23 protein-coding genes and 1 tRNA gene are annotated in these 26,966 nt (G+C 71.4%); 13 read left to right on the top strand and 11 right to left on the bottom strand.

Annotated features, from left to right (window positions below; translation table 11 throughout):
- Nucleotides 1-4 precede the first annotated feature (4 nt).
- The 4 genes from SCNRRL3882_RS18530 to SCNRRL3882_RS18515 all read left to right on the top strand — a co-directional run bounded on the left by SCNRRL3882_RS18530 (nt 5) and on the right by SCNRRL3882_RS18515 (nt 4,959).
- On the top strand, nt 5-1,282 hold the full coding sequence (locus tag SCNRRL3882_RS18530) for an aspartate kinase (protein WP_010032010.1): 1,278 nt from the start codon (nt 5-7) through the stop codon (nt 1,280-1,282).
- Nucleotides 1,282-2,367, top strand: coding sequence for an aspartate-semialdehyde dehydrogenase (locus SCNRRL3882_RS18525; protein WP_010032009.1), 1,086 nt, complete (start codon nt 1,282-1,284; stop codon nt 2,365-2,367). The genes SCNRRL3882_RS18530 and SCNRRL3882_RS18525 overlap by 1 nt, the downstream gene beginning before the upstream one ends.
- Before the next feature lie 859 nt (nt 2,368-3,226).
- A complete protein-coding gene (locus SCNRRL3882_RS18520) occupies nt 3,227-3,802 on the top strand; it encodes a SigE family RNA polymerase sigma factor (protein WP_010032008.1) in 576 nt (191 codons plus the stop codon).
- Nucleotides 3,803-3,918: 116 nt separating this feature from the next.
- Complete coding sequence (locus tag SCNRRL3882_RS18515) at nt 3,919-4,959, top strand: hypothetical protein (protein WP_010032007.1); 1,041 nt, start codon at nt 3,919-3,921, stop codon at nt 4,957-4,959.
- A 146-nt stretch (nt 4,960-5,105) separates the two neighbouring features.
- On the opposite strand, the gene SCNRRL3882_RS18510 is transcribed toward SCNRRL3882_RS18515, so the two are convergent.
- Entirely contained in the window at nt 5,106-5,900 is a 795-nt protein-coding gene (locus SCNRRL3882_RS18510; protein ID WP_010032005.1) for an SURF1 family protein, read from the bottom strand.
- A 90-nt stretch (nt 5,901-5,990) separates the two neighbouring features.
- Nucleotides 5,991-6,815 (bottom strand): class I SAM-dependent methyltransferase, encoded by an 825-nt coding sequence (locus SCNRRL3882_RS18505; protein ID WP_010032002.1) that lies wholly within the window; start codon nt 6,813-6,815, stop codon nt 5,991-5,993.
- 102 nt (nt 6,816-6,917) lie between these two features.
- On the opposite strand from SCNRRL3882_RS18505, the gene SCNRRL3882_RS18500 reads away from it, so the two are divergent.
- Complete coding sequence (locus SCNRRL3882_RS18500; RefSeq protein WP_010032000.1) at nt 6,918-8,771, top strand: prolyl oligopeptidase family serine peptidase; 1,854 nt, start codon at nt 6,918-6,920, stop codon at nt 8,769-8,771.
- Nucleotides 8,772-9,067: 296 nt separating this feature from the next.
- On the opposite strand, the gene SCNRRL3882_RS18495 is transcribed toward SCNRRL3882_RS18500, so the two are convergent.
- Entirely contained in the window at nt 9,068-10,966 is a 1,899-nt protein-coding gene (locus tag SCNRRL3882_RS18495; protein ID WP_010031999.1) for an NAD-binding protein, read from the bottom strand.
- A 143-nt stretch (nt 10,967-11,109) separates the two neighbouring features.
- Here SCNRRL3882_RS18495 and SCNRRL3882_RS18490 point away from each other — a divergent pair, with 143 nt between their 5' ends.
- The 3 genes from SCNRRL3882_RS18490 to SCNRRL3882_RS18480 all read left to right on the top strand — a co-directional run bounded on the left by SCNRRL3882_RS18490 (nt 11,110) and on the right by SCNRRL3882_RS18480 (nt 13,457).
- On the top strand, nt 11,110-12,216 hold the full coding sequence (locus SCNRRL3882_RS18490) for a permease (RefSeq protein ID WP_010031996.1): 1,107 nt from the start codon (nt 11,110-11,112) through the stop codon (nt 12,214-12,216).
- Nucleotides 12,213-12,920, top strand: coding sequence for a TIGR03943 family putative permease subunit (locus tag SCNRRL3882_RS18485; RefSeq protein ID WP_010031994.1), 708 nt, complete (start codon nt 12,213-12,215; stop codon nt 12,918-12,920). The genes SCNRRL3882_RS18490 and SCNRRL3882_RS18485 overlap by 4 nt, the downstream gene beginning before the upstream one ends.
- A gap of 84 nt (nt 12,921-13,004) precedes the next feature.
- The gene (locus SCNRRL3882_RS18480) at nt 13,005-13,457 is read left to right on the top strand and encodes a hypothetical protein (RefSeq protein WP_010031992.1); all 453 of its coding nucleotides are present in this window, start codon (nt 13,005-13,007) and stop codon (nt 13,455-13,457) included.
- 280 nt (nt 13,458-13,737) lie between these two features.
- Here the strand turns inward: SCNRRL3882_RS18480 and SCNRRL3882_RS18470 are convergent, their stop codons facing one another.
- Nucleotides 13,738-14,025, bottom strand: a complete 288-nt coding sequence (locus tag SCNRRL3882_RS18470; RefSeq protein ID WP_010031987.1) for a DUF3303 family protein — start codon at nt 14,023-14,025, stop codon at nt 13,738-13,740.
- Between the two features lie 283 nt (nt 14,026-14,308).
- Between SCNRRL3882_RS18470 and SCNRRL3882_RS18465 the strand changes: the two genes are divergently transcribed.
- Nucleotides 14,309-15,763: an FG-GAP and VCBS repeat-containing protein gene (locus SCNRRL3882_RS18465; protein ID WP_029180615.1), complete on the top strand. Its 1,455-nt coding sequence runs from the start codon at nt 14,309-14,311 to the stop codon at nt 15,761-15,763.
- An 80-nt stretch (nt 15,764-15,843) separates the two neighbouring features.
- On the opposite strand, the gene SCNRRL3882_RS18460 is transcribed toward SCNRRL3882_RS18465, so the two are convergent.
- Genes SCNRRL3882_RS18460 through SCNRRL3882_RS18450 form a run of 3 tightly spaced genes read right to left on the bottom strand, consistent with a single transcriptional unit; the run spans nt 15,844 to nt 18,562 of the window.
- Nucleotides 15,844-16,386, bottom strand: a complete 543-nt coding sequence (locus SCNRRL3882_RS18460; protein WP_010031982.1) for a hypothetical protein — start codon at nt 16,384-16,386, stop codon at nt 15,844-15,846.
- Nucleotides 16,383-17,873, bottom strand: a complete 1,491-nt coding sequence (locus tag SCNRRL3882_RS18455; RefSeq protein WP_231911139.1) for a sensor histidine kinase — start codon at nt 17,871-17,873, stop codon at nt 16,383-16,385. The genes SCNRRL3882_RS18460 and SCNRRL3882_RS18455 overlap by 4 nt, the downstream gene beginning before the upstream one ends.
- Nucleotides 17,870-18,562, bottom strand: a complete 693-nt coding sequence (locus SCNRRL3882_RS18450) for a response regulator transcription factor (RefSeq protein WP_010031980.1) — start codon at nt 18,560-18,562, stop codon at nt 17,870-17,872. The genes SCNRRL3882_RS18455 and SCNRRL3882_RS18450 overlap by 4 nt, the downstream gene beginning before the upstream one ends.
- A gap of 188 nt (nt 18,563-18,750) precedes the next feature.
- On the opposite strand from SCNRRL3882_RS18450, the gene SCNRRL3882_RS18445 reads away from it, so the two are divergent.
- Both SCNRRL3882_RS18445 and SCNRRL3882_RS18440 read left to right on the top strand, forming a co-directional pair.
- The gene (locus tag SCNRRL3882_RS18445; protein WP_078602694.1) at nt 18,751-19,584 is read left to right on the top strand and encodes a DUF3152 domain-containing protein; all 834 of its coding nucleotides are present in this window, start codon (nt 18,751-18,753) and stop codon (nt 19,582-19,584) included.
- Between the two features lie 68 nt (nt 19,585-19,652).
- Nucleotides 19,653-22,973, top strand: coding sequence for a S8 family peptidase (locus SCNRRL3882_RS18440; RefSeq protein ID WP_029180613.1), 3,321 nt, complete (start codon nt 19,653-19,655; stop codon nt 22,971-22,973).
- A 138-nt stretch (nt 22,974-23,111) separates the two neighbouring features.
- On the opposite strand, the gene SCNRRL3882_RS41775 is transcribed toward SCNRRL3882_RS18440, so the two are convergent.
- The 4 genes from SCNRRL3882_RS41775 to SCNRRL3882_RS18420 all read right to left on the bottom strand — a co-directional run bounded on the left by SCNRRL3882_RS41775 (nt 23,112) and on the right by SCNRRL3882_RS18420 (nt 25,730).
- Complete coding sequence (locus SCNRRL3882_RS41775; RefSeq protein ID WP_010031975.1) at nt 23,112-23,567, bottom strand: helix-turn-helix domain-containing protein; 456 nt, start codon at nt 23,565-23,567, stop codon at nt 23,112-23,114.
- 146 nt (nt 23,568-23,713) lie between these two features.
- A tRNA-Pro gene (locus SCNRRL3882_RS18430) sits at nt 23,714-23,787 on the bottom strand.
- Nucleotides 23,788-23,834: 47 nt separating this feature from the next.
- Nucleotides 23,835-24,605: a Pr6Pr family membrane protein gene (locus SCNRRL3882_RS18425; RefSeq protein ID WP_010031973.1), complete on the bottom strand. Its 771-nt coding sequence runs from the start codon at nt 24,603-24,605 to the stop codon at nt 23,835-23,837.
- A gap of 198 nt (nt 24,606-24,803) precedes the next feature.
- Nucleotides 24,804-25,730: a metallophosphoesterase gene (locus tag SCNRRL3882_RS18420; protein WP_029180612.1), complete on the bottom strand. Its 927-nt coding sequence runs from the start codon at nt 25,728-25,730 to the stop codon at nt 24,804-24,806.
- Between the two features lie 145 nt (nt 25,731-25,875).
- Between SCNRRL3882_RS18420 and SCNRRL3882_RS18415 the strand changes: the two genes are divergently transcribed.
- Nucleotides 25,876-26,346, top strand: a complete 471-nt coding sequence (locus SCNRRL3882_RS18415; protein WP_010031969.1) for a GatB/YqeY domain-containing protein — start codon at nt 25,876-25,878, stop codon at nt 26,344-26,346.
- 172 nt (nt 26,347-26,518) lie between these two features.
- Nucleotides 26,519-26,926, top strand: a complete 408-nt coding sequence (locus tag SCNRRL3882_RS18410; RefSeq protein WP_010031968.1) for a hypothetical protein — start codon at nt 26,519-26,521, stop codon at nt 26,924-26,926.
- Nucleotides 26,927-26,966 lie beyond the last annotated feature (40 nt).

Here is a 26,966-nt window from a genome sequence, read left to right as displayed (position 1 = left end):
GCACGTGGGCCTTGTCGTGCAGAAGTACGGAGGCTCCTCCGTAGCCGATGCCGAGGGCATCAAGCGCGTCGCCAAGCGGATCGTGGAAGCGAAGCAGAACGGCAACCAGGTGGTTGCCGTCGTTTCCGCGATGGGCGACACGACGGACGAGCTGATCGATCTCGCCGAGCAGGTTTCCCCGATGCCTGCCGGGCGCGAGCTCGACATGCTGCTGACCGCCGGAGAGCGGATCTCCATGGCACTGCTGGCCATGGCGATCAAAAAGCTGGGCCACGAGGCCCAGTCGTTCACCGGCAGCCAGGCAGGTGTCATCACCGACTCGGTCCACAACAAAGCCCGGATCATCGACGTCACGCCGGGCCGGATCAAGACCTCGGTGGACGAGGGCAACATCGCGATCGTGGCGGGTTTCCAGGGTGTCAGCCAGGACACCAAGGACATCACCACGCTCGGCCGCGGCGGCTCCGACACCACCGCGGTGGCCCTCGCCGCCGCCCTCGACGCCGACGTCTGCGAGATCTACACCGACGTCGACGGCGTGTTCACCGCCGACCCGCGCGTGGTGAAGAAGGCCCGGAAGATCGACTGGATCTCCCTCGAGGACATGCTCGAGCTGGCGGCATCCGGGTCGAAGGTGCTGCTCCACCGCTGCGTGGAGTACGCCCGCCGGTACGACATCCCGATCCACGTCCGGTCCAGCTTCAGCGGACTTCAGGGCACGTGGGTCAGCAGTGAGCCGATTCAGCAAGGGGACAAGCAGGTGGAGCAGGCCATCATCTCCGGTGTCGCGCACGACACCTCCGAGGCCAAGGTCACGGTCGTCGGCGTGCCGGACAAGCCGGGCGAGGCGGCCGCGATCTTCCGTACGATCTCGGACGCCGAGATCAACATCGACATGATCGTGCAGAACGTGTCCGCCGCCTCCACGGGTCTGACGGACATCTCCTTCACGCTCCCCAAGGCCGAGGGCCGCAAGGCCATCGACGCCCTGGAGAAGAACAAGGGCGCCATCGGCTTCGACTCCCTGCGCTACGACGACCAGATCGGGAAGATCTCCCTGGTCGGCGCCGGGATGAAGACCAACCCGGGTGTCACGGCCGACTTCTTCAAGGCGCTGTCCGACGCCGGTGTGAACATCGAGCTGATCTCGACCTCCGAGATCCGCATCTCGGTCGTCACGCGCGCCGACGACGTGCCCGAGGCCGTCCGTGCCGTGCACACCGCGTTCGGGCTCGACTCCGACAGCGACGAGGCCGTCGTCTACGGAGGCACCGGCCGCTGATGGCCGACCTCCGACGGGCCGACGGGCCCGGCCGGTCCGGGCGGCCGACGCTCGCCGTCGTGGGAGCGACCGGGGCCGTCGGCACGGTCATGCTCCGGATCCTGTCCCAGCGGGCGGACATCTGGGGCGAGATCCGACTGATCGCCTCCCCGCGCTCGGCCGGCCGCAAGCTGGCCGTGCGCGGCGAGGAGACCGAGGTCGTGGCGCTCACCGAGGAGGCCTTCGACGGGGTCGACGTCGCCATGTTCGACGTCCCCGACGAGGTCGCCGAGCGGTGGGCGCCGCTGGCCGCCGCCAAGGGCGCGGTGGTGGTCGACAACTCCGGCACGTTCCGGATGGACCCGGAGGTGCCCCTCGTGGTGCCCGAGGTCAACCCGCACGCCGTGCGGATGCGCCCGCGCGGGATCATCGCCAACCCCAGCTGCACGACGCTCTCCATGATCGTGGCCCTGGGCGCGCTGCACGCCGAGTTCGGGCTGCGCGAGCTGGTGGTCTCCTCCTACCAGGCGGTCAGCGGCGCCGGCCGCGCGGGCGTGGCGACGCTGCGGCAGCAGTTGTCCCTGGTCGCCGGCACGGAGCTGGGGACCAGCCCCGGTGACGTACGGCGGGCCGTGGGGGACAGCACCGGGCCGTTCCCGGAGCCGGTCGCGCTGAACGTCGTGCCGTGGGCCGGGTCGCCGCGCGAGGACGGCTGGTCGTCGGAGGAGCTGAAGGTCCGGGACGAGTCCCGCAAGATCCTCGGACTGCCCGACCTCCCCGTGGCCGTCACCTGCGTGCGGGTGCCGGTGATCACCACGCATTCGCTGACCGTGCACGCCCGCTTCGAGGGCGAGGTCACCGTCGACAAGGCCCGCGAGATCCTTGCCACAGCGCCCGGTGTCGTGCTGTTCGACAACCCGGCCGCGGGGGAGTTCCCGACCCCCGCCGACGTGGTCGGCACCGACCCGACCTGGGTCGGGCGGGTACGGCGGGCGCTGGACGACCCGACGGCGCTCGAACTCTTCGTGTGCGGCGACAACCTGCGCAAGGGCTCCGCGCTCAACACCGCGCAGATCGCCGAACTGGTGGCCGCCGAGCTTTCGTGAGGCGCCGGGTGGTGGCTGCCGGGTTTTCGTGAGGCGCCGGGTGGTGGCTGCCGGGTTTTCGTGAGGCGCCGGGTGGTGGCTGCCGGGTTTTCGTGAGGCGCCGGGTGGTGGCCGCCGGGCTTCCTCGACGTGCCGAAGTGACGGTCGCAGAGCTCTCCCGGCGTGCCGGACTGACGGCCATCGCGATTTCATGAGGTGCCGGGCTGGTGCTTCGCCGGGCTTTCGTGAGGCGCCGGCCCCGCTCCCCGCCGAGCCTTCGTGACGTGCCGGACCCGCTCTCCGCCGAGCTTCCCTGACCTGACGAAGTGACGGCCGCCGGCCTTCGTGACGTGCCGAGCCGGTGGTCGCCGGGCTTTCGTGAAGTTTCGCCACGCCGAAATCCCCCGCCATGTGTCATAGGGGGTTTGTAGGATCTGTGTACGACATGTGAGCCGGTCGATGGTCCGGACCACTTGTCCCGGACCCCATCGGCATCCGAGGATTTACCTCCCCGCCCTCCGCAACCGCGCGGAAGGCGGGGAGCGTCTTTGCGGTCGCCCTTCCGGGCCGCGGGACGTGCATTCAGGCGTGGGGACGCCTGGAACCGGGCGTGGGGACGCCCGATCACATATGGACATAGGGGAAGAGCGGGACGCATGAGGGCATTTGATGCACCACCGGTTGTGCTGCCTGAGGCGGGTAGACCGTCGACGACGAAGGTCGGCGTGAAAGTGATGCCCGGCACGTACAACCCTCACAGGGGTGAGCGTGTCCAACAGACGTGGCAGAGGTACTCGACTTCAGCGCGGCACGCGGCACGGTCCTTCGACCGCCCCGTCCGGCGGCTCTACGACCCCGCATGCCCGGTACTGCCGGTGGCATGCCGGTGATCGCGCCCGTGCCCGCAGCGCGGCCGGCCCGCATCCCGAACCAGCGTGACGGCGCCGAGGACGGTGTCGCGGCCGGGACCACCGTCGACCACCTCACCGAGACCTACCGGGCGCACTACCGCTCGCTGCTCGGTCTCGCCGCCCTCCTCCTCGACGACACGGCCTCCTGCGAGGACGTCGTCCAGGAGGCCTTCATCCGTGTCCACTCGGCCCGCAAGCGCGTCCGCGACCCCGAGAAGACCCTGGCGTACCTGCGTCAGACGGTCGTCAACCTGTCGCGCTCCGCGCTGCGCCGCCGCATCCTCGGCCTCAAGCTGCTGTCGAAGCCCATGCCCGACATGGCGAGCGCCGAGGAAGGCGCCTACGACCAGCTGGAGCGCGACTCCCTCATCAAGGCGATGAAGGGCCTCCAGCGCCGCCAGCGCGAGGTGCTGGTGCTGCGCTACTTCGCGGACATGACCGAGGCCCAGGTCGCCGAGACCCTCGGCATATCCCTGGGCTCGGTCAAGGCCTACGGTTCGCGCGGCATCGCGGCGCTCCGGCTGGCCATGGAGGCGCCGGCATGAGCGACGGCAACGGCGCGCCCCGCGACGGGCGCGACCGGCACGAACCCTTCGAGTGGCACGAGCCGACAAGGCTGCACGGGCAAGATCCGAAGCAATCGCACGCTGGGAACGGAACTGTGAACCACGGCCTGGACGACCCGAGCCCCCAGGGGCTCGACTCGGACGAGCTGGATCTGCGCAGGATGCTGCACCAAGTGGTGCAGGAGGTGGAACCGCGCGACGGCACGCTGGACTATCTGCGGAAGGCGGTGCCGCAGCGGCGGACCCGCAAGCGGCAGGCCGTCGTCGGCATGGCCGCCGCCGCGCTGTTCATCGGCACGGCCGTCCCCGCCCTGGTGCACGTCTCCAACTCCACCGGCTCCGAGGCCCATCCGTCCGTCGCCGGCCACGCCTCCCAGACGCAGGGCGGCGCGAGCCAGGGCAAGGGCCCGGACGGCGGCGAGAGCACCGCGGGCGGCTCCCCCGGCAAGACCGAGGGCAAGGGCAAGGGCGACAAGAAGGAGAAGGACAAGGAAGGCAAGGGCACCGGCGCCTCGACCGGCGCGTCCCAGGGTGCCGGCCCGTCCTCCCCGACCACCGCAGGGGTCCCGGCGTGCACCGCCGCCCAGCTCGGCCCCGCCGCCGGCAGCAGCGTCGCCCCCGACTCCACCGGCGCGGTCTACGGCTCCTTCCGCGTCACCAACGTCTCCGGGGCGAGCTGTACGGTCACGGGCCCCGGCGGCGTGAGCGCCCTGGCGCAGGGCTCGGCCGACACGAGCAAGGTCGGTTCGGCCCGGCACACGGCCGGGGACCCGGCGGCCGGCCTGCCCGACCCGTCCCTGGAGGCCGCTCAGCTGGTGCTCCAGCCGGGCGCCGCCTACGACGTGAAGTTCGCCTGGGTCCCCACGGAGACCTGTCCCACCCCCGGCGGTGACCCGGGCGACCCGGGCGACCCCACTCCCGACCCCACACCGACGCAGGACAGCGGCGCCACGGGCGGCACCTCCACCGGCGGCGACACGGGCACGGCCCCTCAGCTGGTTGGCGAGGACGGCACGGCCGAAGGCAGCGTGGCGGTGACGTACACCCCGGCAACCGGCTCGGGCGCGGCCTCGGTGACCGTGTCCAACGCGTGCGCGGGGACGGTCTACTGGACGGGCGTGCTGGCGGCGTCGTAATCGCATGGCCCGCGGGCATGCGTGCCGCCTGGGGCGATGGGGATCTCCCTGCTCGAGCGAAGCCGAGAGCTCGGGGGAGGGTGGGCGGGGGCGGCACCCCGCTCCGCCGGGCTGCGGACCCACCCGCCCTCAGCAGCGACGGCGCGTCACTTGCTGCCGGCGTCCACGGCGACAGGCTCCTCCTCCGCCACCAGCCCCAGCTCCGCGTCCCGCGCGAACTCCACCTCACGCCGCAGCAACCGGAACCACATGAAGATCACGAACCCGACGAAGGCGAACCACTCGGCGGTGTAACCGAGGTTCTGGAACGCCTTCAGATCCAGCCCGGTGTCCGGCGGCGCACTCGCCGGCACCGCCTTCATCCCCGAGTCACCCTTCGCCAGCGTGACCCACGCGTCGTACACGTCGTACGGCACCAGATTCACCAGAGACGCCGCGCTGATCGCCCCGGTCTGCCCGGCCGGCAGGCCGCCTTGCGCACTGACGCCGTTGTCCCCAGGAGTCTCGGACGCCTGGAGCGCCCCGGTGACCGTGACCTCACCCTCGGGCGCGGCGGGCGCCTTCGCCGCGTCGGCGGTCCCGGGCAGCCAGCCACGGACCACCGGCAGCGCCTCGCCCGAGTCGGTGCGCAGCAGCGTCAGGACGTAGAAGCCCTGCTTGCCGTCGAGCTCCCGGCCGGGCACCAGCAGCTGCTTGCCGTAGCGGCCGGTCGCGGTGACGAGCTTGCCGGACGTCGCCTTGGTCACCGGCAGCATCTCGCCGAGCGGCCGGGGCGCCTCGTGCCGTGCCTCGGAGACCTGCTCGGTCGCTGTCCGGTGGTCCTGCACGCGGTCCTCGAACCGGCCCAGCTGCCAGGACCCCATGAAGATGCAGAAGGGGATGGACAACAGCACGAAGACGTTGATCCCCCACCATCGGGGCGTCAGCAGAAACCGGTACACACCCTTACGGTACGGGGCAGCCGGGCGGGCCCGGCCTGCGGGGTCGGTTCGACTCGCCCGCGCGAACGCCGCTCCCGGCCATGGCCCCGGTCAGTCCCTGCGGGCCCGGACCGAGTACATCAGCGGGATCCGCGGCCGGTCCGCCGGATAGCGGAAGTAGCCGTCCCGCCGCTCGAAGCACCCGAACCGCCGGAACAGCGAGACGTCGTGCTCGTGCAGGAACTCGATGCGCAGCCCGGCCGCCGCCAGCGCAGAGACGACCTCGCCGACCGGGTGCTGCCACTCCACGCGCCGGTTGTGGACGAACTCGGCACCCTCGGCCGCGTACGAACCCGGACTCTCCTCGATCCAGGCGTCACGGGCGAAGTAGTCGTACGTGATCCGCGAGCCGGTCTCGTCGTCGAGGACGTCGGTGAGCGGATGGAACTCGCAGAGGTACAGGAACCCGCCGGGCGCCACCAGCGAGGCCGCCGTCTCGGCCCAGCGGCCGATGTCGGGCAGCCAGCACAGCGCACCGACGCCGGTGTAGACGATGTCGTACGACGGGTCCGGAACCGCGGTGGCCGCGTCGTACACGTCCGCCGCGACGAAGGCCGCCCGGTCCTGGCCGAGACCGAGATCGCGGGCGAGATCGCGGGCGATGCCCACCGCCGGTTCGGAGAAGTCGAGGCCGACGACACGGGAGGCGCCGTGCCGGGCCCAGGACAGGGTGTCGAGGCCGATGTGGCACTGGAGGTGCAGCAGCGAGCGGCCGGAGACGTCGCCGACCTCGGCCAGCTCGAAGTCGCGCAAGGGGTCCTGGCCGGCCCGGAAGGCGTCGAGGTCGTAGAAATCGCCCGCGGCGTGCAGGGGAACGCGTTCGTCCCAGTGGGCGCGGTTGGCCTCGTGCCAGTCGGCCGGGGTGGGGGAGTACATGGGGTGACTCCTGACCTGCTGGGAAGGGGGACCGGTGGAGGTTATCCACAGGCTGAGGACCTCGCCAGCGAATTGTCGGCGAGGGGCGGGCAGTATGGGGCCATGACTGAGAGCAACGGATCCGACGCGCGGGATCAGCGGGACCAGCACGAGCAAGAGGTACAGGCGGCACAGCAGGAGCGGATGCCGGACTGGGAGAAGCGCTTCCGGGCGCCCCGGGTGTCCCTGCCCGACTGGGCGGAGGACGCGCCGGACCGCTCCCTGTTCGTGTCGAACGCGACGGGGACGTACGAGCTGTACGCCTGGGACCGGAAGACGGGCGAGCAGCGCCAGGTGACGGACCGGCCGAACGGCACGACGGACGGTGTGCTGTCACCGGACGGCGCCTGGATCTGGTGGTTCGACGACAAGGACGGCGACGAGTTCGGCGTCTGGCGCCGCCAGCCCTTCACGGGCGGCGCGGACGAGCTCGCCGCCGAGGGCCTGGACGCCTCCTACCCGGCGGGCCTCGCCCTCGGCCGTGACGGGCGCACGGCGGTCGTCGGCCGATCGACCGACGAGGACGGTACGACGATCCACCTCGTCCGCACCGGCGAGGCGCCGGTGGAGATCTACCGCCACCGCGAATCGGCGGGCGTCGGCGACCTCTCCCACGACGGCTCGCTCATCGCCATCGAGCACACCGAGCACGGCGACGCCATGCACTCCGCCCTGCGCGTCCTGCGCACCGACGGCACCCCGGTCGCCGACCTCGACGACACCGAGGGCGGTACGCGCGAGCTGGGCCTGGAGGTCCTCGGCTTCGCCCCCGTGGACGGCGACACCCGTCTCCTCATCGGCCACCAGCGCCGGGGCCGCTGGGAGCCCCTGGTCTGGGACGTCGCCTCCGGCGAGGAGACGGACCTGGCGCTGGAACTGCCGGGCGACGTCAGCGCCGAGTGGTACCCGGACGGCACCGGCCTGCTCATCGCGCACAGCTTCGAGGCCCGCAGCGAGCTGTTCCGCTACGACCTGGCGAGCCGCGCCCTGACCGAGATCCCGACCCCGCCCGGCACGGTGTCCGGTGCCACGGCCCGGCCCGACGGCAGCGTGGAGTACATGTGGTCCTCGGCCGCCGAGCCCTCGGCGGTCCGCTCCACGTCCGGCGGTGTCGTGCTCGACCCGCCCGGCATGAAGTCACCCGGCTCGGTGCCGGTGGAGGACGTGTGGGTGGAGGGGCCGGGCGGCCGCATCCACGCCCTCGTCCAGAAGCCGACGGGCACCACCGGCCCGCTCCCCACGGTCTTCGACATCCACGGCGGCCCGACCTGGCACGACAGCGACTCCTTCGCGGCGGGCCCGGCGGCGTGGATCGACCACGGCTACGCGGTGATCCGTGTCAACTACCGCGGCTCCACGGGCTACGGCCGTGCCTGGACGGACGCCCTGAAGCACCGCGTGGGCCTCATCGAGCTGGAGGACATCGCCGCGGTCCGCGAATGGGCCGTCACCTCGGGCCTCGCCGATCCCGACCGCCTGATCCTCACCGGCGGCTCCTGGGGCGGCTACCTCACCCTGCTCGGCCTCGGCGTCCAGCCCGACGCGTGGACGCTGGGCATCGCGGCGGTGCCCGTCGCCGACTACGTCACGGCCTACCACGACGAGATGGAAGCGCTGAAGGCCATGGACCGCACGCTTCTCGGCGGCACCCCCGAGGAGGTCCCCGACCGCTTCGAGGCCTCGTCCCCCCTCACATACGTCGACCGGGTCAAGGCACCGGTCTACATCTCGGCCGGCGTCAACGACCCGCGCTGCCCGATCCGCCAGATCGAGAACTACGTCAAGCGCCTGGAGGCGAGAGGCGCGGTCCACGAGGTGTACCGCTACGACGCCGGGCACGGCTCACTGGTGGTGGACGAACGGATCAAGCAGGTGAGACTGGAACTGGAGTTCGCGGAGAGGCACCTGAAGAAGTAGCCACGCACCCCGGGCCGCCGCGCCCAGCCCCGGTCGGTCGCCCCGGCCCGCGGGCGGTCGTGGCTGGTCCGCGGGCAGCCCCGTGCCCAGTCCCGGGCGGTCGTGCCCAGTCCGCGGGCAGTCGTGCCGCCTGGGGCGGCACGGGTGGGCGCGGGCGGCACCCCGCTGCGCCGGGTCGCGCCACGCCCGGCCCCAGCTCCGACGCCGAGCACCTCGTAACGCCGGGTGGCGCAACCCCCGTGCCTCGGCCCCGACGCCGGGCACCTCGCAACGCCGAGCAGTACAACGAACCGCGACTACGCCCCCGCCCGCTCCCGCCGCCTCCGCCCCAGCAACTCCGCCAACCCCCGCCGCGTAGCCGCCAGCACCACCCGATCATCCGCCCCCAGCACATACGTAGGAGGCAGATCCCACACCAGCCCCGAAGCCGGCGCTCCTTCCTCCTCCGGACTTTCCCCTTCGCCCCGCCGCCCCCCAGGAGGTGCCGTGTTGAGCGCCAGCACCCGCCAGGCCCCCGCCCGGAACGCCTGCCCCACCGTCCGCCCCTCCAACTGCGGATGCCCGGCCACATCCACCTCCGCGAACAGCAACACGCGCCGCTCGACCGGAATCGCCCCCAGAATCTGCCGCCCCATCATCGCCCCGGCGAACGCGGGCGCAGCCAGATGGGACACACTCCGGCTCCGCGTGAGGGCGAACGGATGCGCGGCCCGCAGTGTCCGGTACACCGCGGTCGCGAAGTCGTCGTCGTACAGCCGCAGCACGACCCGCAGATCGGGCCGCACGGACCGCGCGTACAACGCGGCCTCCAGATTCGTCGTATCCGCGCTGGTCAACGCCAGCAAGGCATGCGCGCGATGGATCTTCGCGGCCTCCAGTACCCCTTCCTGCGTGACATCCCCGAGCACCACCGGCACCCGCAGCCGCCGCGCCGTGGCCATCCCCCTGGCCTCCGGGTCGGACTCGACGCACACCACCGGAATGTGCAGCTCCCGCAGCCGCGTCAGCACCCGCGTGCCGATCTTGCCGAGCCCGAGCAGCACCACATGTCCGCCGAGCCCCCGAGGCGGCTTCCGCAGCGCCGACGCGCTGCGGAACGTGCCCAGTGCCTCCAGCACCGCGGCCAGCAGCACCGGCAGCAGCAGCAACCCGACCAGCCCGGAGAGCAGTTGCAGCACCTGCCGCCCGGTCGACTCGTGGTACGCGGGATCGTTGATGCCGAACAGGTCGAGGAGCGTGACGTACGTGGCGTACAGCGGATGCTCCCCGGTCACGAACATCAACGCGACGGCGAGCGCGAGCACACACCCCACCAGCCCGGCCAGTGACCACCGCAGCCGGCGTGAGAACAGCGAGGCGAACGGCGGTACACCGCCCCGCCCGGTCGGCAGGGACGGCCCGGAGTACGACACCTGCTCCAGGACAACGGTCCCGCGCCCGGTCGCCGACGCCACCGCCGCCTCGTCCGGCAGCAGTCGCGGCCCCTGCTCCCCGCTACCCTCGGAACCGTCCGCCCCGGCCGGGTCGTTGCTCGTCGCGGACAGCAGCGCCAGGGTGCACAGGCCGGGGTCGGCCACCTCGCCCGGCCGCGGCGGCTGCCGCTCCACGGCACGCAGGACGAGCCCTTCGGTCTGGACGACCTTGCTGGTGCCCACGAGGGCGGTGGCGGCCAGCGCCGGAGCGGCCGTGTCGGCGTCGGACAGCACGGTCGTCGACGCGTCCAGTCCGCCTCCCGTGCCGGGCCCCGTGCCGGAGGCCACCGCCGCCGTCTGGTCGAGCAGTTCCTCGATGTGCTGGCCCAACCGCCGGTTGTACAGCCGGAGTACGAGCCTGATGCGGGGGTTGAGCCTGCGGGCGGTGAGCGCGGCGCGGATGTTGGTCTCGTCGTCGTCGTACACCAGCGCCAAGGCGGCCGCCCGGTCGGCGCCCACGTCGGTGAGCACGGCCTCCGTGACGTCGGGGGCCTCCACGATCTGCTCGTTCGCGGCCGGTTCGGCGCCACCCGTGCCCGTCCGGTTGACGGCCGCGCTGACCCGGTCGAGCAGGGCCGCAGAGGCGGCCCGGGCCCGTCCGACGACCGGCTGCCGCACCCGGCGCCCCGAGGGCGGCACCACGAGCGTGACCTGTTCGCCGTACACACCGCGCAGTTCGGCGGCCAGGCGGTGCGCGAGCCCGTCGTCCCCGCACACGATCATGTGTGTGGCCGGATCACCTGGCAGACCTTGGTTCGGAACGCTCCCCACAAGGGAGAAGACTGCCTCACCGGGACGGCTGGTTCCAGAAGGGAACTGCGGTGGCTGAACGCCCGGCCTGGCGCGGCCGTACAGAAGGGGAGGCAATGCCCGTGCGCACGACCGGAGGTACCGGGCCCGTGGCCACCACGAACCCCGCCCCGCAGGAGACCGACGAGACCGGCAGCACCGACGAGACCACGGAGTCGGCACCCGGTAAGGACACGGGCACGGGCGCGGGCCCGAACTCGGACTCCGACGACGCCCGCCACCTCAACTCCCCTCTCCTGCTCACCCTCCTCCTGCTCACGGCGGTCATGCTCCAGGGCCCGATCCGCGGAGCCCTGTCCGCACCGGTGATGCAGAGCTGGATGACGGTGTTCGTCGCGGTCATGGTCCAGGCGCTGCCGTTCCTGGTGCTCGGCGTGCTGCTGTCGGCGGCGATCGCGGTGTTCGTGCCGCCGTCCTTCTTCGCCCGCGCCCTGCCGAAGCGCCCGGCCCTGGCGGTCCCGGTCGCGGGCGTGGCGGGCGCGGTGCTGCCCGGCTGCGAGTGCGCGTCGGTGCCGGTGGCCGGGGCACTGGTCCGCCGAGGGGTCACACCGGCGGCGGCCCTGGCGTTCCTCCTCTCGGCGCCCGCCATCAACCCGATCGTGCTGACGGCGACGGCCGTGGCCTTCCCGGGCAACCCGGAGATGGTCCTGGCCCGTTTCGTCGCCAGCCTGCTGGTGGCCTGCGCGATGGGCTGGCTCTGGCACCGCGTCGGCCGCACGGACTGGCTGCGCCCGCCGGACAGACCCTCGTACGAGGGGCAGGGCAGGGGGGCGGCCTTCTGGGGCTCGGTGCGCCATGACGTGACGCACGCGGGCGGCTTCCTGGTGATCGGTGCGATGGCCGCGGCGACGCTGAAGGCGGTGGTGCCGGAGGAGTGGCTGCGCGCGGCGGCCGGGAATCCGGTGTTCTCGGTGCTGGCCCTCGCGGTGCTCGCCGTCCTGCTGTCCATCTGCTCGGAGGCGGACGCGTTCGTGGCGGCGTCCCTGACCCAGTTCTCGCTGACGGCCCGTCTGACGTTCCTGGTCGTGGGGCCGATGATCGACCTGAAGCTCTTCGCGATGCAGGCGGGCACCTTCGGCCGGGCCTTCGCCCTGCGCTTCGCCCCCGCCACGTTCGCCCTGGCCGTCGTCGTGTCGGCCCTGACCGGAACGGTCCTGCTGTGAACCGCCTGGCCCAGACGGCCCTCCTCTTCCTGCTCGGCGCGACGCTCCTGCACGCCGGTCTCACCGACCTGTACCTGCGCTACGTCAAGGCGGGCCTGCGCCCGCTGGTGCTGCTGGCGGGCGTGGTGCTGATCGCGACGGCGGCGGCGACGCTCTGGTACGAACGCCGCCACGCACGCGGGCAACAGCGCCACCATCACGAGCCCCGTGTCTCCTGGCTCCTCACCCTCCCCGTCCTCGCCCTGATCCTGGTCTCCCCGCCGGCCCTGGGCTCCTACAGCGCGGCCCACACGGGCACGGCCCTGACGAAGCCCTTCGGCTTCCCGGACCTCCCCGCCGGCGACCCCCTCCGGCTCGGCGTGGCCGACTACGCGGGCCGGGCGGTCTACGACGACGGCCGATCCCTGCGCGACCGCGAGCTGAAGATCACCGGCTTCGTCACGCTGGACCGGGCGGGCACCCCCTACCTGGTCCGCATGGGCCTCAACTGCTGCGCGGCCGACGCCCAGCCGGTCAAGATCGCCCTGACCGGCAACATCCCCCCGGTCCTGAGCCCGGACACCTGGCTGGAGATCACCGGCCGTTACACCCCCCGCCGGACCGAGGACCCGGTCAACGACGGCCCGATCCCGTACCTCGAAGTCACCAGCTCCAGACCGGTACCGGCACCGGCCGACCCGTACGACGAGACGTGGAACACCTGAGCCCCGCGTGCCGGGCGTCACCACCCGTACTGGAAGGGCCACTTCGGGGTACTCGGGAAAGCCGCTGATCAGCGAGGGGGAGGTATGACCACACCGAGCGGCGAGACCAGGACCAGGACCGGGACGCAGACCGGCCGCGCGGCGGAACCCACCCGGGACCTCCTGGCCGAGGCCCGCGAGCAACTCGCGAAGGCCGACAGCAAGGCCGGACTGACGCTGGCGACCCTGGGCGCGGCCCTGACCGCCCTGCTCGGTGCGATCACCGGCGGCCTCATCGTGCCGGGCCAGTACGCCGTGATCCCACAACTCCTGGTCTGGGCCGGCTGCGCCGCCTGCGCCCCGTCCCTCGTCCTGCTCGGTCTGGCCGCATCACCCCGACGCGCCTCCCAGGCCTCCTCCTCCGGAGACGCGACGCAGTTGGAGGTCCTGTCCCGCACGGCCTGGCTCAAGTACCGCTGCATACGCCGGGCGATGGTCTGGGGCGCGGCCTTCCTCACACTCACACTGGCGGGAACGCTGGCCGGGGCGTTGTCCTGACAGCCCACCTGGCTCACGTCACTGATCCATCGCGCCCGGCCGACCGTCACCGACCCAGGGTGGTCTCGGATGGCCCTGGAGGCCCTCAAGGCCGCCATAGCGGAAGGGACCACGACGCGTACGTAGCCGAACTCGCCGCCTTCACACACACGGTCCGCACCGCCGGCACCCCCACCCCCACAGGCGAGGACGCGCGAGCGGCCCTCTCCATGGCCCTGGCCGCCATCGAGTCCGTCACGACGCCGGTCCCACCTGCCCCCGGACGCTGAGGTCAGCGCTGCTACTTCAGGGCAGCAAGGCCCCTCTGCAATTCGTCGAGGTTCATGACCGGCTCGAATGTGACTTCCGCGCCCATCTCCTGGAAGAACGGGTCGGCGATGGAGGGCAACTCCGAGCTGTCCTGCATGTCGAATACCAGAATCATGGAGCGCCCGCCCTCAGGAGTGAAGTAGGCGGCCTCCGGCTTCAGCCGCTCGATGGCCGCTTTCACTGAGTCGGGCATCGCTCCACCCTTCGTCACCTGATTCGACATCTGGGTGTCCATGCGGGCCTTCATCATCATCCGCATCGCACGCTCTCCTCGCGCACCGTGACCTGCGCGGTTCCGTCCGCGCTCGCTGGGATCCGGTGCATCAAGCTCAGCTCACCCCCGTGGGTCACCGACCGCAACATTTACTGCTTCCCACGTGACGCCAAGGAGTGGCACTCGCTTCCCCTCCACAACAGGGGGACGAGGACGGAGCGGGCTGTCCCTGAGCGTTCGTACAACCATTCGGCCGCCGCCTACGTCGTAGAGCGCAGTCGATCAGATCAACAGGTCGCTCACAGCACGCTCTCGACAACGGAGACCCATGGCCAGACGTACCGCCCTCCCCGCTGCTGCCGTGGCCCTCGTGGCAGCGGTCTGCACACCGTTCATGACGGCCCCCGCGGCGTCGGCGGCCCCCGCCAAGCTGTCCGACGACTTCAACGGCGACGGCTACCGCGACTTCGTCATGCTGGGCGGCTCGCACGCCAAGGACGGCCGGGTCACCGTCGTCTACGGCACGCCGTCCGGTCCCGGCACCCGCGTCCAGATCATCCACCAGGACTCGGCGGGCATCCCGGGTGCGGTGGAAGCGGAGGACGGGTGGGGGTCCGCCTCCACCACGGCCGACCTCGACCGCGACGGCTTCGCCGATCTGGTCGTCTCCTCGCCCGGCGAGGACGTCGGCACCATCCAGTCCCGTGGCGGGCTGACCGTCGTCTGGGGCAGCGCCAAGGGCCTTGGCTCGGGCACCGTCTTCAACTCCCCGGTCCCGCAGGAGTACGAGGGCCAGGGCGACCACTTCGGCGAGGAGGTGGTGTCTGGCGACTTCGACGGTGACGGCGACCAGGACCTGGCCGTCACCAGCCACAGCCGCTCCGGCGTGGTCGTTCTCAAGGGTCCCTTCACCCGTGCCGGCGGCAAGAGCGGCTGGGACTCCCTCGGCGGCTCCTACGGCTACCTGTGGGCCCCCAACCTCGTCGCCGGCCGGGTCACCGCCGACGCCGCCACTGACCTGTACATCCTCGGCAACGACCTCCAGGACGGCACCAGCGACCTGGACCTGCGGGCCTACTTCCACCGCGGCGGCAGCACGTTCACCCAGCGGGCGGGCGAGCTGCGGGTGCCCGACGACGGGGGCCACCAGAGCGGCGACATTCTGGCCATCGGCGACTTCGACAAGGACCGCTACGGTGACCTGGCCATCGGCCGCGGCTACGAGACGGGCGACGGCGAACGCGGCTACGTGACCGTCCAGTACGGCGGCTCGGGTGGCCCCGACATCGCCCGCAAGCCCGTGAAGTTCACCCAGAACACCACGGGCGTGCCCGGCACGTCCGAGAACGAGGACTTCTTCGGCTCAGCCATTGCGGCCGGCGACGTCAACGGCGACGGCTACGCGGACCTCGCCGTCGGCGCCCGGGGCGAGGACCTCGGCACCAAGCGCAACGCCGGTACGGTCAGCGTCCTCCTCGGCCGCGCGGGCGGCCTGTCCGGGACCGGTGCCAAGTCCTACACCCAGGACACCTCCGGCATCACCGGTACGACCGAGACCGAGGACCAGTTCGGCGCCTACCTCAAGCTCACCGACTACACCCGCGACGGCCGGGCCGACCTCGTGATCGACACCAACGAACAGCTGGGCTACGAGGACCGCTGGGGCCTCGTCCACCTTCTGAAGGGCTCCGGCTCGGGCATCACGACGACGGGCTCGAAGGCGTACTCCGTGACGTCGCTGAAACTGTCGTACACGCGTCTGGGCGGGCCGTTCACACGCTGAGCCGCTGAATCTGCGGCGACCGTTGAGGAGCGAACACAGCGACCCCTGCCTGTCGGGTACTCGACCGGCAGGGCGGGCACTCACGGTACGGGGCAGTCCTCGTCGGATCCCATGGCGTGCCACCCGCTGTCGCTCGCGACCCGGACCGTCACCGGGCCGGCCGAGGGCTTGCCGAGGTGGTGCGCGGCGGCGGCCGTGCAGATCAGCTGCCGGGTAGCCAAGCGTCTCAACGCGCCTATTCCGGAGGGAAGTTCGACTGAGAGGGTATCGCCGTTGACGGTCACGGCCGGGGCGTCCGACGAGAGGTCCCTCCACTCGCCGGCGGTGGGCGGCGGGAGCGGTGCGGAGGTCGGCAGCCCGGGTACCTCGGTGGTGAGGCCTTTGCGGGCTTCGGCGGACGTCGGTCCGAGCATCAGCAACCGCAAGGCCGCCCCCGGGTCCGAGGGGTAGGCGATCGAGCGCGGGACCGCGACGACGGTGTCGCCGTGGACGAAGTAGACCCGTGTGATCGGGGGGATCCCGCTCGCGGGGCCACCGGCCTCCACCACTCCGGTCGTGGGGATCCCGCAGGAGGAGAGCGCGAAGAGGGAGGTCAGCAGTGCGAGAGCGCGGACGGCCTTCATGACCTGCCCTCCTCGGACGACTCGTCCCGCCGCAGCGGGAGTTCCACGGTGAAGACGGCGCCGCCCGCCGGATGGTTGGCCGCGCGGACGCTGCCGCCATGGATCCGGACGTTCTCGACGGTGATCGACAGGCCGAGGCCGCTGCCCTCGGAGCGGGTCCGGGCGGTGTCCGACTTGTAGAACCGTTCGAAGACGTACGGCAGGACGTCGTCCGGGATGCCGGGCCCGCTGTCCCGCACCTCGATGACAGCCGCCTCGATCACCGTCACCTCGGCGGGGGCCCGGCTCAGGCGCACGGACACAGGACGTTCCCCGTGCTTCAGGGCGTTGCCGATTAGGTTGGCGACGACCACGTCGAGGCGGCGCGGGTCGACGCGTCCGCGCACCTGGTCGGGCGGTGGCAGGTGCGTCTGGACCGCCCCCGACCAGCCGCGGGAGGCGAGCGTGCGCCGGATCGACTCGGCCAGGTCGATCTCGTCGAGGTGCAGCACCGCCGCGCCCGCGTCGAACCGGGATATCTCCATCAAGTCGTCGACGAGGCGGGCCAGTTTGACGGTCTCCTCGCTGATCAGCCGGACCGCGGTGGCGGTGTCCGGGTCCAGCCGGGCGGCGTCCTCGTCGAGAACGTCGGTGACGGCGGACATGGCGGCCAGCGGGGTGCGCAGTTCGTGCGAGACGTCCGCGGCGAAGCGGCGGGCCCGGGCCTCCATGTCGCGCAGCTCGGCCACCGACGCCTCCAGGGCGGCCGCCGTCTCGTTGAACGTGTGGGAGAGATCGGCGAGTTCGTCGGAACCGTTGACCGCGAGCCGGGTGTCCAGACGCCCTTCGGCGATACGGCGCGTGGCGTGCCGGAGGGCCCGCACCGGCAGCAACACGCCCCGCGCGGCGAACAGGGCGAGCACGACGGCGAGCAACAGGGCCGCGATCATGGCCCGTTCGACGGCGGTGACCAGGGCGTCGACGTAGGCCTGTTCCGCGGTCTGCGGAACGACCAGGAACACCCGGACCCCGGAGGCCAGCCGTGACCGGTCGGGGCCGCCGAAGGTGACCGACATGCCGACGGCGAGCGAGGTGCGCTCGCCGTCCCGTACCCGTTGGAAGACGGTGGCCCGGCTGGACGCGACGGCCTCGCGCAGCGCGGGCGTCAGTTCCGGGAAGGAGTCACCGGGCACGGAGGTCGCGCTGAGCTCGCCGTACGTGACCAGCACGCGCCGGCTTCCCGCCGCCTCGGTGGCCGCCACCTCGGTCGCGAGGTCCTGCAGCACCGACTGGTCCGGAGGATAACCGATCTCGGGGGCACGCTCGTTGAGCTGGGTTCGCAGCTGTCGTATGACGGCGTCCTGGCTCTGCTGGAGCACCCCGGTACGCGCCTCGCGGAAGGTGAGCGCGCCGGTTGTGGCGGCGGCAACGGCGGCGACGAGTCCGAAGGCCACCACCAGCCGGGCCCGCAGACCGCCCCTGAGACGGAACCGCGGACCGCCCCTCACGGGGCCGCGAAGCGGTAGCCGAAACCGCGCACAGTGTGGATGTAGCGGGGTGCGCGGGGCGGCTCGGACATCTTGGTTCGCAGTCGTTTGACGCAGGCGTCCACCAGGCGGGCGTCGCCGTGGTAGTCGTGCTCCCAGACGGCCTCCAGTAGTTGCTGGCGGCTGAAGACCTGGCCCGGCGAGGCGGAGAGGGTGAGCAGGAGCCGCATCTCGGAGGGGGCGAGGGCGATGGGCGCGCCGTTCATCGTGACGGTGAACCCGGCCCGGTCGACGGCCAGTTCGCCGTAGGTGTCGATCTTCGGAAGCCCTTCCCCGGTGGGGGCTGCGCCCGCGCGGCGCAGGACGGCGCGGATGCGCGCGTCGAGCGCGCGGGCCTGTACAGGCTTGACCACGTAGTCGTCGGCTCCCGTCTCCAGACCGACAACGATGTCCACTTCGTCCCCCCGTGCGGTCGCCATGATGATCGGCAGTGTCTGGTCGACGGCCCGTATGCTCCGGCACACGTCCAGCCCGGTCATGCCGGGCAGCATCAGATCGAGGACCACGATGTCCGGTCGGAAGGACCGCAGCCGGTCCATCCCCTCCTCCCCGGTCGCGGAGGCGGCGACGTCGTGGTTCTGGCGTCTGAGGGCCAGGGCGACGCCCTCGCGGACGGCGCGGTCGTCTTCGATCAGCAGTACACGTGGCATGGGGTCAGTATCTACATGAGCATGACCAGGAGGGGGGTTATCGTTTCGTTACCTTTCAAGCCTGCTCCGGTCACATGGTGATCACATCGTGAACGACCGTGACAGCGCACAAACGAGAGCTCTCCCGCCGTCGTCCTAAGCACTCCGCGCGGAGTGCGAAGAGGCAACGGGCGGGGGGACTGGCCGCGTTGGCCGTCTTCGGGGCCGTGGGCGGCTCGGTGGCCGTGTGGCTGTCGTCCGACGCGGGGCATGCGCCGGCGGCGGCGCGGCCGGAGGCAGGTTCCGGGACATCGGCGGTGGCCGGACGAAGCGGCGCCGACGGGCCCCCGCCGGCGACTGGGCCGGACGCCCCCGCCGGAAGTCCGGCGACCGAACGGGACGCCCCCGCCGGAAGCCCGGCGGCACGCCGGACCACCGAGCCACCGGAATCGGAGCCGCACCCTTCCAGTGCGCCTCTTCCTCACAGCGGTCCGGGAACCTTCGTCACCGCGCCCGGCGACAGCGCGAAGGCCGGCGAGGGAACGGCACTTCGCTACCGCGTCGAGGTGGAGGACGGCATCATGCTGTCCGCCGCCGACACCGCCGAAGAGGTGGAACACATCCTGGCCGACCCGCGCGGCTGGACGGCCGACGGACACTCGGCGTTCCAGCGGGTGTCCACCGGCCCCGCCGACTTCGTGGTCCGCCTCGCCACCCCGACGACCGTCGACAAGTTCTGCGCCGAGGGCGGCCTCGACACAGGCGGCAAGGTCAACTGCAGCGTGGACCGCAACGTGATGGTGAACCTCAGGCGCTGGGTGCTGGCGACTCCCGTCTACGCCAAGGACGTCACCGCCTACCGCGCCCTGATCATCAACCACGAGGTGGGCCACTTCCTCGGCCACGGCCATGTCACCTGCCCCGGGCCGGGCAAACCGGCCCCCGCGATGATGCAGCAGATCAAGGGCATGTCCGGCTGCGTCCCCAATGTCTGGCCGTACGACAGCGACGGCCGCCAGATCACGGGCCCCGCCGTCCCGTGACAACTTCCACCGACCCGACGAACAGGAGCTCTCAGATGAGGTTACGCGCACGCCACAGACCTGCGGCCATGGCCGCGGGAGTGGCTACCGCGGCCATGGTGATGGCCGGTCTCCCGGCCGGCGCCGGGGCCGTCGACACCGGAGGCGGCCGTACGGCGGCCGCGGTGAAGACGGTCACGCTGGTCACCGGCGACCGTGTCCTGGTCGGCGGCGACGGCCGGGTCTCCGGGGTGGAGCGGGCCCCGGGCCGGGGGGCCGTGCCCTTCTCGATCCGAGAGGTCGCGGGACACACCCGGGTCGTCCCCGGTGACGCCGAACTACTGCTGGCCCAGGGCAAGTTGGACGCGCGGTTGTTCGACGTGACGCAGCTGATCAAGGACGGCTACGACGACGCGGGCAGGTCCGACGTCCCGCTGATCGTCACGTTCAAGGGCAAGAAGGCGCCCTCGATGAGCCCGTTCACCGAGGCCGGGGCCCGGATGGGCCGTGCGCTGCCCGTGGTCAACGGCAAGTCGATGCGGTCCGTCAAGAAGCGGGCGGCCGACTTCTGGGACACCGTCACCACTGAGGAGTCCGGCGCCGTCGAGAAGGTCTGGCTGGACGGACGGCGCAAGGCCTCCCTCGACAAGAGCGTCCCGCAGATCGGCGCGCCGACCGCGTGGGCCGCCGGGTACGACGGCACCGGGGTGAAGGTCGCCGTCCTGGACACCGGAGTCGACTCCTCCCACCCCGACCTGGCGCAGCAGGTGGTCGAGGAGAAGGACTTCTCGGGCTCCGACGGCACCGGCGACAAGTTCGGCCACGGCACGCACGTGGCGTCCACCGTGGTCGGCACCGGCGCCAAGTCGGACGGCAGGTTCAAGGGCGTGGCGCCGGGCGCGAAGATCCTCAACGGCAAGGTCCTGGACGACACCGGCTCCGGCTCGGACTCCGGGATCATCGCCGGCATGGAGTGGGCGGTGGCCCAGGGCGCGGACGTCGTCAACCTCAGCCTCGGCGGCACCGACCTGCCCGGCACCGACCCGATGGAGGAGGCGGTCGACCGGCTCTCCGCCGAGTCCGACACGCTCTTCGTCGTCGCGGCGGGCAACGAGGGCGAGTTCGGTGAGGGCACGGTCGGCTCGCCCGGCAGCGCGGATTCCGCGCTCACCGTCGGCGCGGTCGACAAGTCCGACTCCCTCGCCGGCTTCTCCAGCCGCGGTCCGCGCGTCGGGGACAGCGGGGTCAAGCCCGACCTGACCGCGCCCGGTGTCGAGATCACCGCCGCGGCAGCGGCCGGCAGTCTCGTCGAGAGCGAGTACCCCTCCGGCGTCCCCGGCTACGCCACCCTCGACGGTACGTCCATGGCGACCCCGCATGTCGCGGGCGCCGCCGCCGTCCTCGCCCAGCAGCACCCCGACTGGAGCGGCGAGCGCCTCAAGGCGGTCCTCACCGGTTCCGCCAAGCCGGGGACGTACAGCTCCTTTCAGCAGGGCACCGGCCGTACGGATGTGGTCCGGGCGCTGCAACAGAGCGTCGTCACAGAGCAGGGCCCGCTCGACTTCGGTGAGCAGCAGTGGCCGCACGGCGACGACAAGCCGTCCACCAAGCAGCTCACCTACCGCAACCTCGGCACCGAGCCGGTCACCCTGGACCTGTCCGTCGACGCCTACGCGGTTGACGGAAAGCCCGCCACCGAAGGCATGTTCAGCGTCTCACCGCAGCGGATCACGGTTCCGGCGGGCGGCACGGCGAGCGCCGAGGTCACGGCGGACACCCGCGCGGGCAGCGCCGACGGCAGCTTCGGCGGCTCGGTGCAGGCGACCTCCGCCGACGGCAAGGTCCAGGTGCGGTCCGCCGTCGGCGTGGCGCGCGAGGTGGAGTCGTACAGCCTGACGCTCAAGCACATCGACGAGAACGGCGATCCGACCGGCGACGCCGCCACCTCCGTCGCGGGCCTCTACAGCGACTTCTACGCCGAGTACGCCGACGAGAAGGACGGCGAACTGACGATACGACTGCCCAAGGGCGACTACATCCTCAGCGGTGTGATCCACCCGCAGACCTCGTCCCCGACCCACGCCGTCCTGCTGGAGCCGAAGTTCCGGCTGGACGGTGACAAGACGGTCACCGTCGACGCTCGGCAGGCGAAGCCGGTGGACATCACCGTGCCGGACCCGGCGGCCGAGAACACCGACGCCACGGTCGCGATCGGCTTCGGGCGGGGCGAGGGGCTCAGCGACGGCTCCCTCCAGTACCTGATGCCCACCTTCGAGGGCTCGCGGTTCGGGCGGCTCGGCGGCGGGGAGGCCGTGGAGAGGCTGACCGCCCTGTACTCCGGCAACTGGACCGCGAAGGACGGGGACGGCAGGCCGGTCAACTACCACGCCGCCTGGTACCGGAAGGGCAGCCTGGACGGCTTCACGGCGCGGGTCGAGCGCAGGCAGTTGGCGAAGGTCGACCTCCAGGTGGGCGAGGCGGTCGACGGCCGGCGCGTCCAGGCGGAGGTGACCCCGCACCTGCCCGACGGCGACCTGGTGAGCGGTTTCACCGACATGCGGGGTGATCTCCCGTTCCGGAGCACCGAGTACATCCTCGACAACGGCGTGAAGTGGTCGGTGCGCACCTGGCAGGTCTCGGGCGAGGGCCGGGAGTCGGTATTCGAGAACTTCCTCATGAGGATGCCGCAGACCTGGAAGGCCGGCCGCGGCTACCGGGAGCGGTTCGGTGTCGGCGTCTTCGGCCCGGTCCTCCACGGTCCCGACGCCCCCGGACCGGGCAGGGGCTTTCCCGGCGCCGCCCGCGAGGGCAACACCCTCCGGGCGTACGTCCCGCTGTTCGGTGACGGCGGCGGGCACTGGGGCACCAGCGACACGACCTCCGTGACGACCAGGCTGGAGGCGGACGGCAAGGAGATCTCCGACGAGTACGGCATCCCGCCGACCGACGGCGTCACCGAGTACACGGTTCCCGCCGAGGACACCGCGTACAAGCTGACCGTGGACAACTCCCGCGACCCGGCCGTGTACGCCGTCAGCACGCGCGTCCACGCGGAGTGGACCTTCCGCTCCGCCAGGACCCCCGAGGGCGCCTTCGCCGCGCTTCCGCTGTCGGCGGTCCGCTTCAGCCCCGACCTGACCCTGGCCAGCACGGCGAAGGCGGGCAAGCGCTTCGAGGTTCCCTTCACCGTCGAGGGCGCGGCGGCCGGGCAGCGACCCGCGAAGCTCACCTTCCAGGTGTCGTACGACGACGGCGCCACCTGGCAGCCCGCCAGAGCCGTCGGCGGCACGCACCTCTCGCTGAAGCACCCGGCGAAGCCGGGCTCGGTCTCCCTGCGCGCCGAGCTTACGGACCGTGACGGCAACACGCTCGTCCAGACGATCGAACGCGCCTACCTCACCATCCCGTAACCCCCTGTACCCGGCTCTGCCCGGGACGGCCCAAGGGCTGTCCCGGGCAGCGGTGCTCAAGAACCGGACGAAGCACTAGGAACGGCGGCGGGGTTCCCGACGCGGCCAGCAGCCTCGACCTGCCCTGCGTACTCACCCTTACAGGTCGAACAGACTTTCTTGGAAGCTCTGGACGACATCCCGTCGTGAGTAGAAGAGGCCCAACAGCAGAAACGTCTTGGGGCGGGCCGCGACGTTTCCGATGAAGCAGTGCACGGCCTTCTCCGGGGAGATCATCCGGTCGAACCAGCGCTCGCGGAGCTTCTCCTCCACGGCGTGTGTCCCGTACTGGCGAAGGAACATGCGGGAGACCTCCAGAGCCTCAGCGACTGCGCCGACGGTGAAGAAACCTGGCTGGACTGCTCCCTCGCTCTCCAGACGGGCCGGCGTCCCGACGGCGATGCCCGCTTCCTTAGCGAGCCGCTCCCGCGTCCACCCACGGACCTCCCGCAACGCACGCACCCGCTGGGCGAGGACACGGGCGTGGTCGCGGGACGCGCTGAGTAATGGCCCGCCATGTGCCGTGATCCAACGGCCGTTGAGGCGGCTGGACATCGTGTTCTTGGTCAGCCACGGAGCTGGATTCGCGAACGGGCAGGCCCGATGCCCTCAGCCGTGGCACTGACCAAAGCCGATCTCCAGAAACCCGTCAGGGGCCTGATCCACTCACTGGATCAGGCCCCTGACCTGGTACTTCACTGTCGGGGTGGCGGGATTTGAACCCACGACCTCTTCGTCCCGAACGAAGCGCGCTGCCAAGCTGCGCTACACCCCGATGTCGCTGCTGTCGCGGCGACGACGTTTACTTTAGCCCACTGGTGGCTAGAGACGAAATCCGGTTTTCCAGGGGTGCCGGAGGGGGTTCGGGCGGGCGTGGTCGAGGGCCACGAGGAGGATCGCGAGGGCGTAGAAGGAGAGGCCGAGGAGGAGGGCGTTGCCGAGGACCTTCTTGTAGCCGTCCTGGTCGACGTCCAGGAAGGGGTAGAGGTAGCGGTCGGTGGTGCCCGGGAGGAGCAGCTCGCCTCGGATGAGGGAGAAGGCCAGGTAGGCCAGGGGGTAGAGCAGCCACGTGCTGGCCTGGCGCAGGTGCAGGCGGCCGGGGGACGTGAGCAGGAGCCAGTCCAGTACGGCCGCGATCGGGGTCACCGTGTGGAGCGTGTGGTGGGCGAGGGCCTGCCAGCCCGTCGGGGCGGCTGCTTCGCCCGCGAGGGAGAAGGGGCTCGCCTCGTTCGCCAGGAGCAGGTGCTGCACCAGGGCCGCGATGACGACGTAGAGCAGCGTCGCGCCCAGTACGGCTCCTGGGAGCGGGCGGCTGGCCGTCCATGCGCGGCGGGCCGAGAGGGCCATGACCAGCGCGAGGAGGATGTTGCTCTGGATCGCGAAGTAGCCGAGGGTCCGGGACGGGTCGCCCAGGAGTACGTCGAGCGTCACGCCCGCGGTCGCCGCGAGGGCGACCAGCAGGCGGAAGGCCGCGGCCGCCGGGCGGCGGACCGGGGTGACGACGGCCGTGGCGGGGACGGGGGAGGGCTTCAGCGCGGGCTTGCCCGGAATCGCGGGGAGATCCGGTATGTCCCGGGGTATCGGGGCGGTCATGCCCCCACGCTGACAGAAGCGGACATAGGGGGCGATGTGGGCGGGCTGTGTGGGTTAATGGGGCCCTGGCCGGGGGTCCCTGGCCCGGGGGTCCCTGGCCGGGGGCCCTGGCTGCGGGTCCCTGGCCGTGTGCCCCGGCCGACCCCGACCAGACCCGGCCGACCGCGACCGGCCCCTGCGGGTGGGAGAGGTTCCCCGCTACTCCCGCCCCACCAACGTCAGCAACGTCGCCTCCGGCGGGCACGCGAACCGTACCGGTGTGTAGCGGTTCGTGCCGCAGCCCGCCGAGACGTGCAGATACGACGTACGGCCCTCCGCGGTGTGCGTGGACAGGCCCTTCACACGGTCCGTGTCCAGGTCGCAGTTGGTGACCAGGGCGCCGTAGAAGGGGATGCACAGCTGGCCGCCGTGGGTGTGGCCGGCCAGGATCAAGGGGTAGCCGTCGGCTGCGAAGGCGTCCAGCGTGCGCAGGTACGGCGCGTGGACCACGCCCATGGAGAAGTCGGCCGAATCCGACGGACCGCCGGCCACCTGCTCGTAGCGGTCCCGCTTGATGTGCGGGTCGTCCAGGCCCGTCAGCTCCAGCGAGACGCCCTCGATCTTGAGCGTGCCGCGCGTGTTCGTGAGGTTCAGCCAGCCCGCCGCGTCGAAGGCGTCCCGCATGTCCTCCCACGGGATGTGCACCACGCCGACGGCCGGCGGGTTGCCGTTCAGGCCGTGGCGGCCCTGGGCCTTCTCGCGCAGGTAGCGGGCGGGGTTGCGGGGAACGGGGCCGTAGTAGTCGTTGGAGCCGAAGACGTACGCGCCCGGGAACTCCATCAGGGGGCCGAGCGCGTCCAGGACCTCCGGGATGCCCTCCGGGTCGGAGAGGTTGTCACCCGTGTTGATCACGAAGTCGGGGCGCAGGCCCGCCAGGGACCGCAGCCAGCGCTGCTTCTTGCGCTGACCGCTGACCATGTGGATGTCGGAGACCTGCAGCACGCGCAGGGGGCGCATGCCCGAGGGCAGGACCGGGACCGTGACCCGGCGCAGGCGGAAGGAGCGGGCCTCGAAGCCCGCGGCGTACAACAGACCGGCGGCACCAGCCGCCGCGATTCCCAGGGGGACTCCGTATCGCGCGCGCATACGACCATCGTGTCAGACCGGACGGGTCACCTCCGCCCGGCGGTGCCCGAAATCCCCTGACGCCCACGGTCCTTAGACCATCCCTTGGACCATCACCCACAAATCAACGGGCGCCTGTCCGCCCGCACCTGCGACAATCAACCCCATGACCACGCTCAAGTCGAAGCTGCAGGACGACCTCAACGCCGCGATCAAGGAGCGCGACGAGCTCCGCTCCTCGACGCTCCGGCTGACGCTCGCCGCGATCACCAAGGAGGAGGTCGCGGGCAAGGAGAAGCGCGAGCTCTCCGACGACGAGGTACAGAAGGTGATCACCCGGGAGGCGAAGAAGCGCCGTGAGGCGGCCGAGGCCTTCGCGCAGGGTGGTCGCGCCGAGAGCGCGGAGCGGGAGAGGGCGGAGGGCGAGGTGCTCGCCGCGTACCTGCCGAAGCAGCTGAGCGACGACGAGCTGAACCAGATCGTCGCCCAGGCCGTCGAGGAGGCGAAGGCGGCCGGGGCGGAGGGGCCGCGGGCCATGGGCGCGGTCATGAAGATCGTGAACCCGAAGGTCGCGGGCCAGGCCGAGGGCGGCCGCGTCGCCGCGGCTGTGAAGAAGATCCTCGCGGACACGCCCTAGGGACCCAGGGAGCCTCTTGGCGAAGCCAGGGAGCTGGGGCTGCGGTCACGCGGACGCGAATGTGTGATTTCTGAGGCACCGGCCCGGGGCGGGTGTTAGCGTCAGCCGACTCTGAACTTTCGTTCGAATTGAGGGTGGGATGACTGGGTCGAGACGTGTTCTCAAGGCGTCCGTGACCGCAGCGGCCGTGGTCGCCGCGACGTTGAGCTTCGCGGGGACGGCGGACGCGGCGGGCAGCTGCTCGGGAAGCCTCATCGACACGTACAACGTCACGGGGGACTACAGCCCGTACACCGGGCAGTACGTCGGCCAGGTCCGGCTCTACTGGGACGGCACGAACAACTGCGCGATCTTCACCAAGTCCGGAGGACCGCTCTACGGCGTGACCACGTCGATGAGCATCAAGCTCATGGCCAGTACGTCTCCGGAGCGGAGCGACACCGACTCCGGGAGCTTCGCGCAGTACGCGGGCCCGGTCACGGTCGCCGCCGCCGGCAAGTGCGTGAGGTGGGAGGGGTCGATCGTGTACAACGGCCGGACCGTCGCGTACGACTCGATCGGCTGGCAGCACTGCGGCTGAGGCCGCAGGTCAACGCGCTGACAGGAACACGCGGCCCCTT

The organism is Streptomyces chartreusis NRRL 3882, assembly GCF_900236475.1.
In the GTDB taxonomy this organism is placed as follows: Bacteria; Actinomycetota; Actinomycetes; order Streptomycetales; family Streptomycetaceae; genus Streptomyces; species Streptomyces chartreusis_D.
This window is presented reverse-complemented; position numbering and strand designations above follow the sequence as displayed.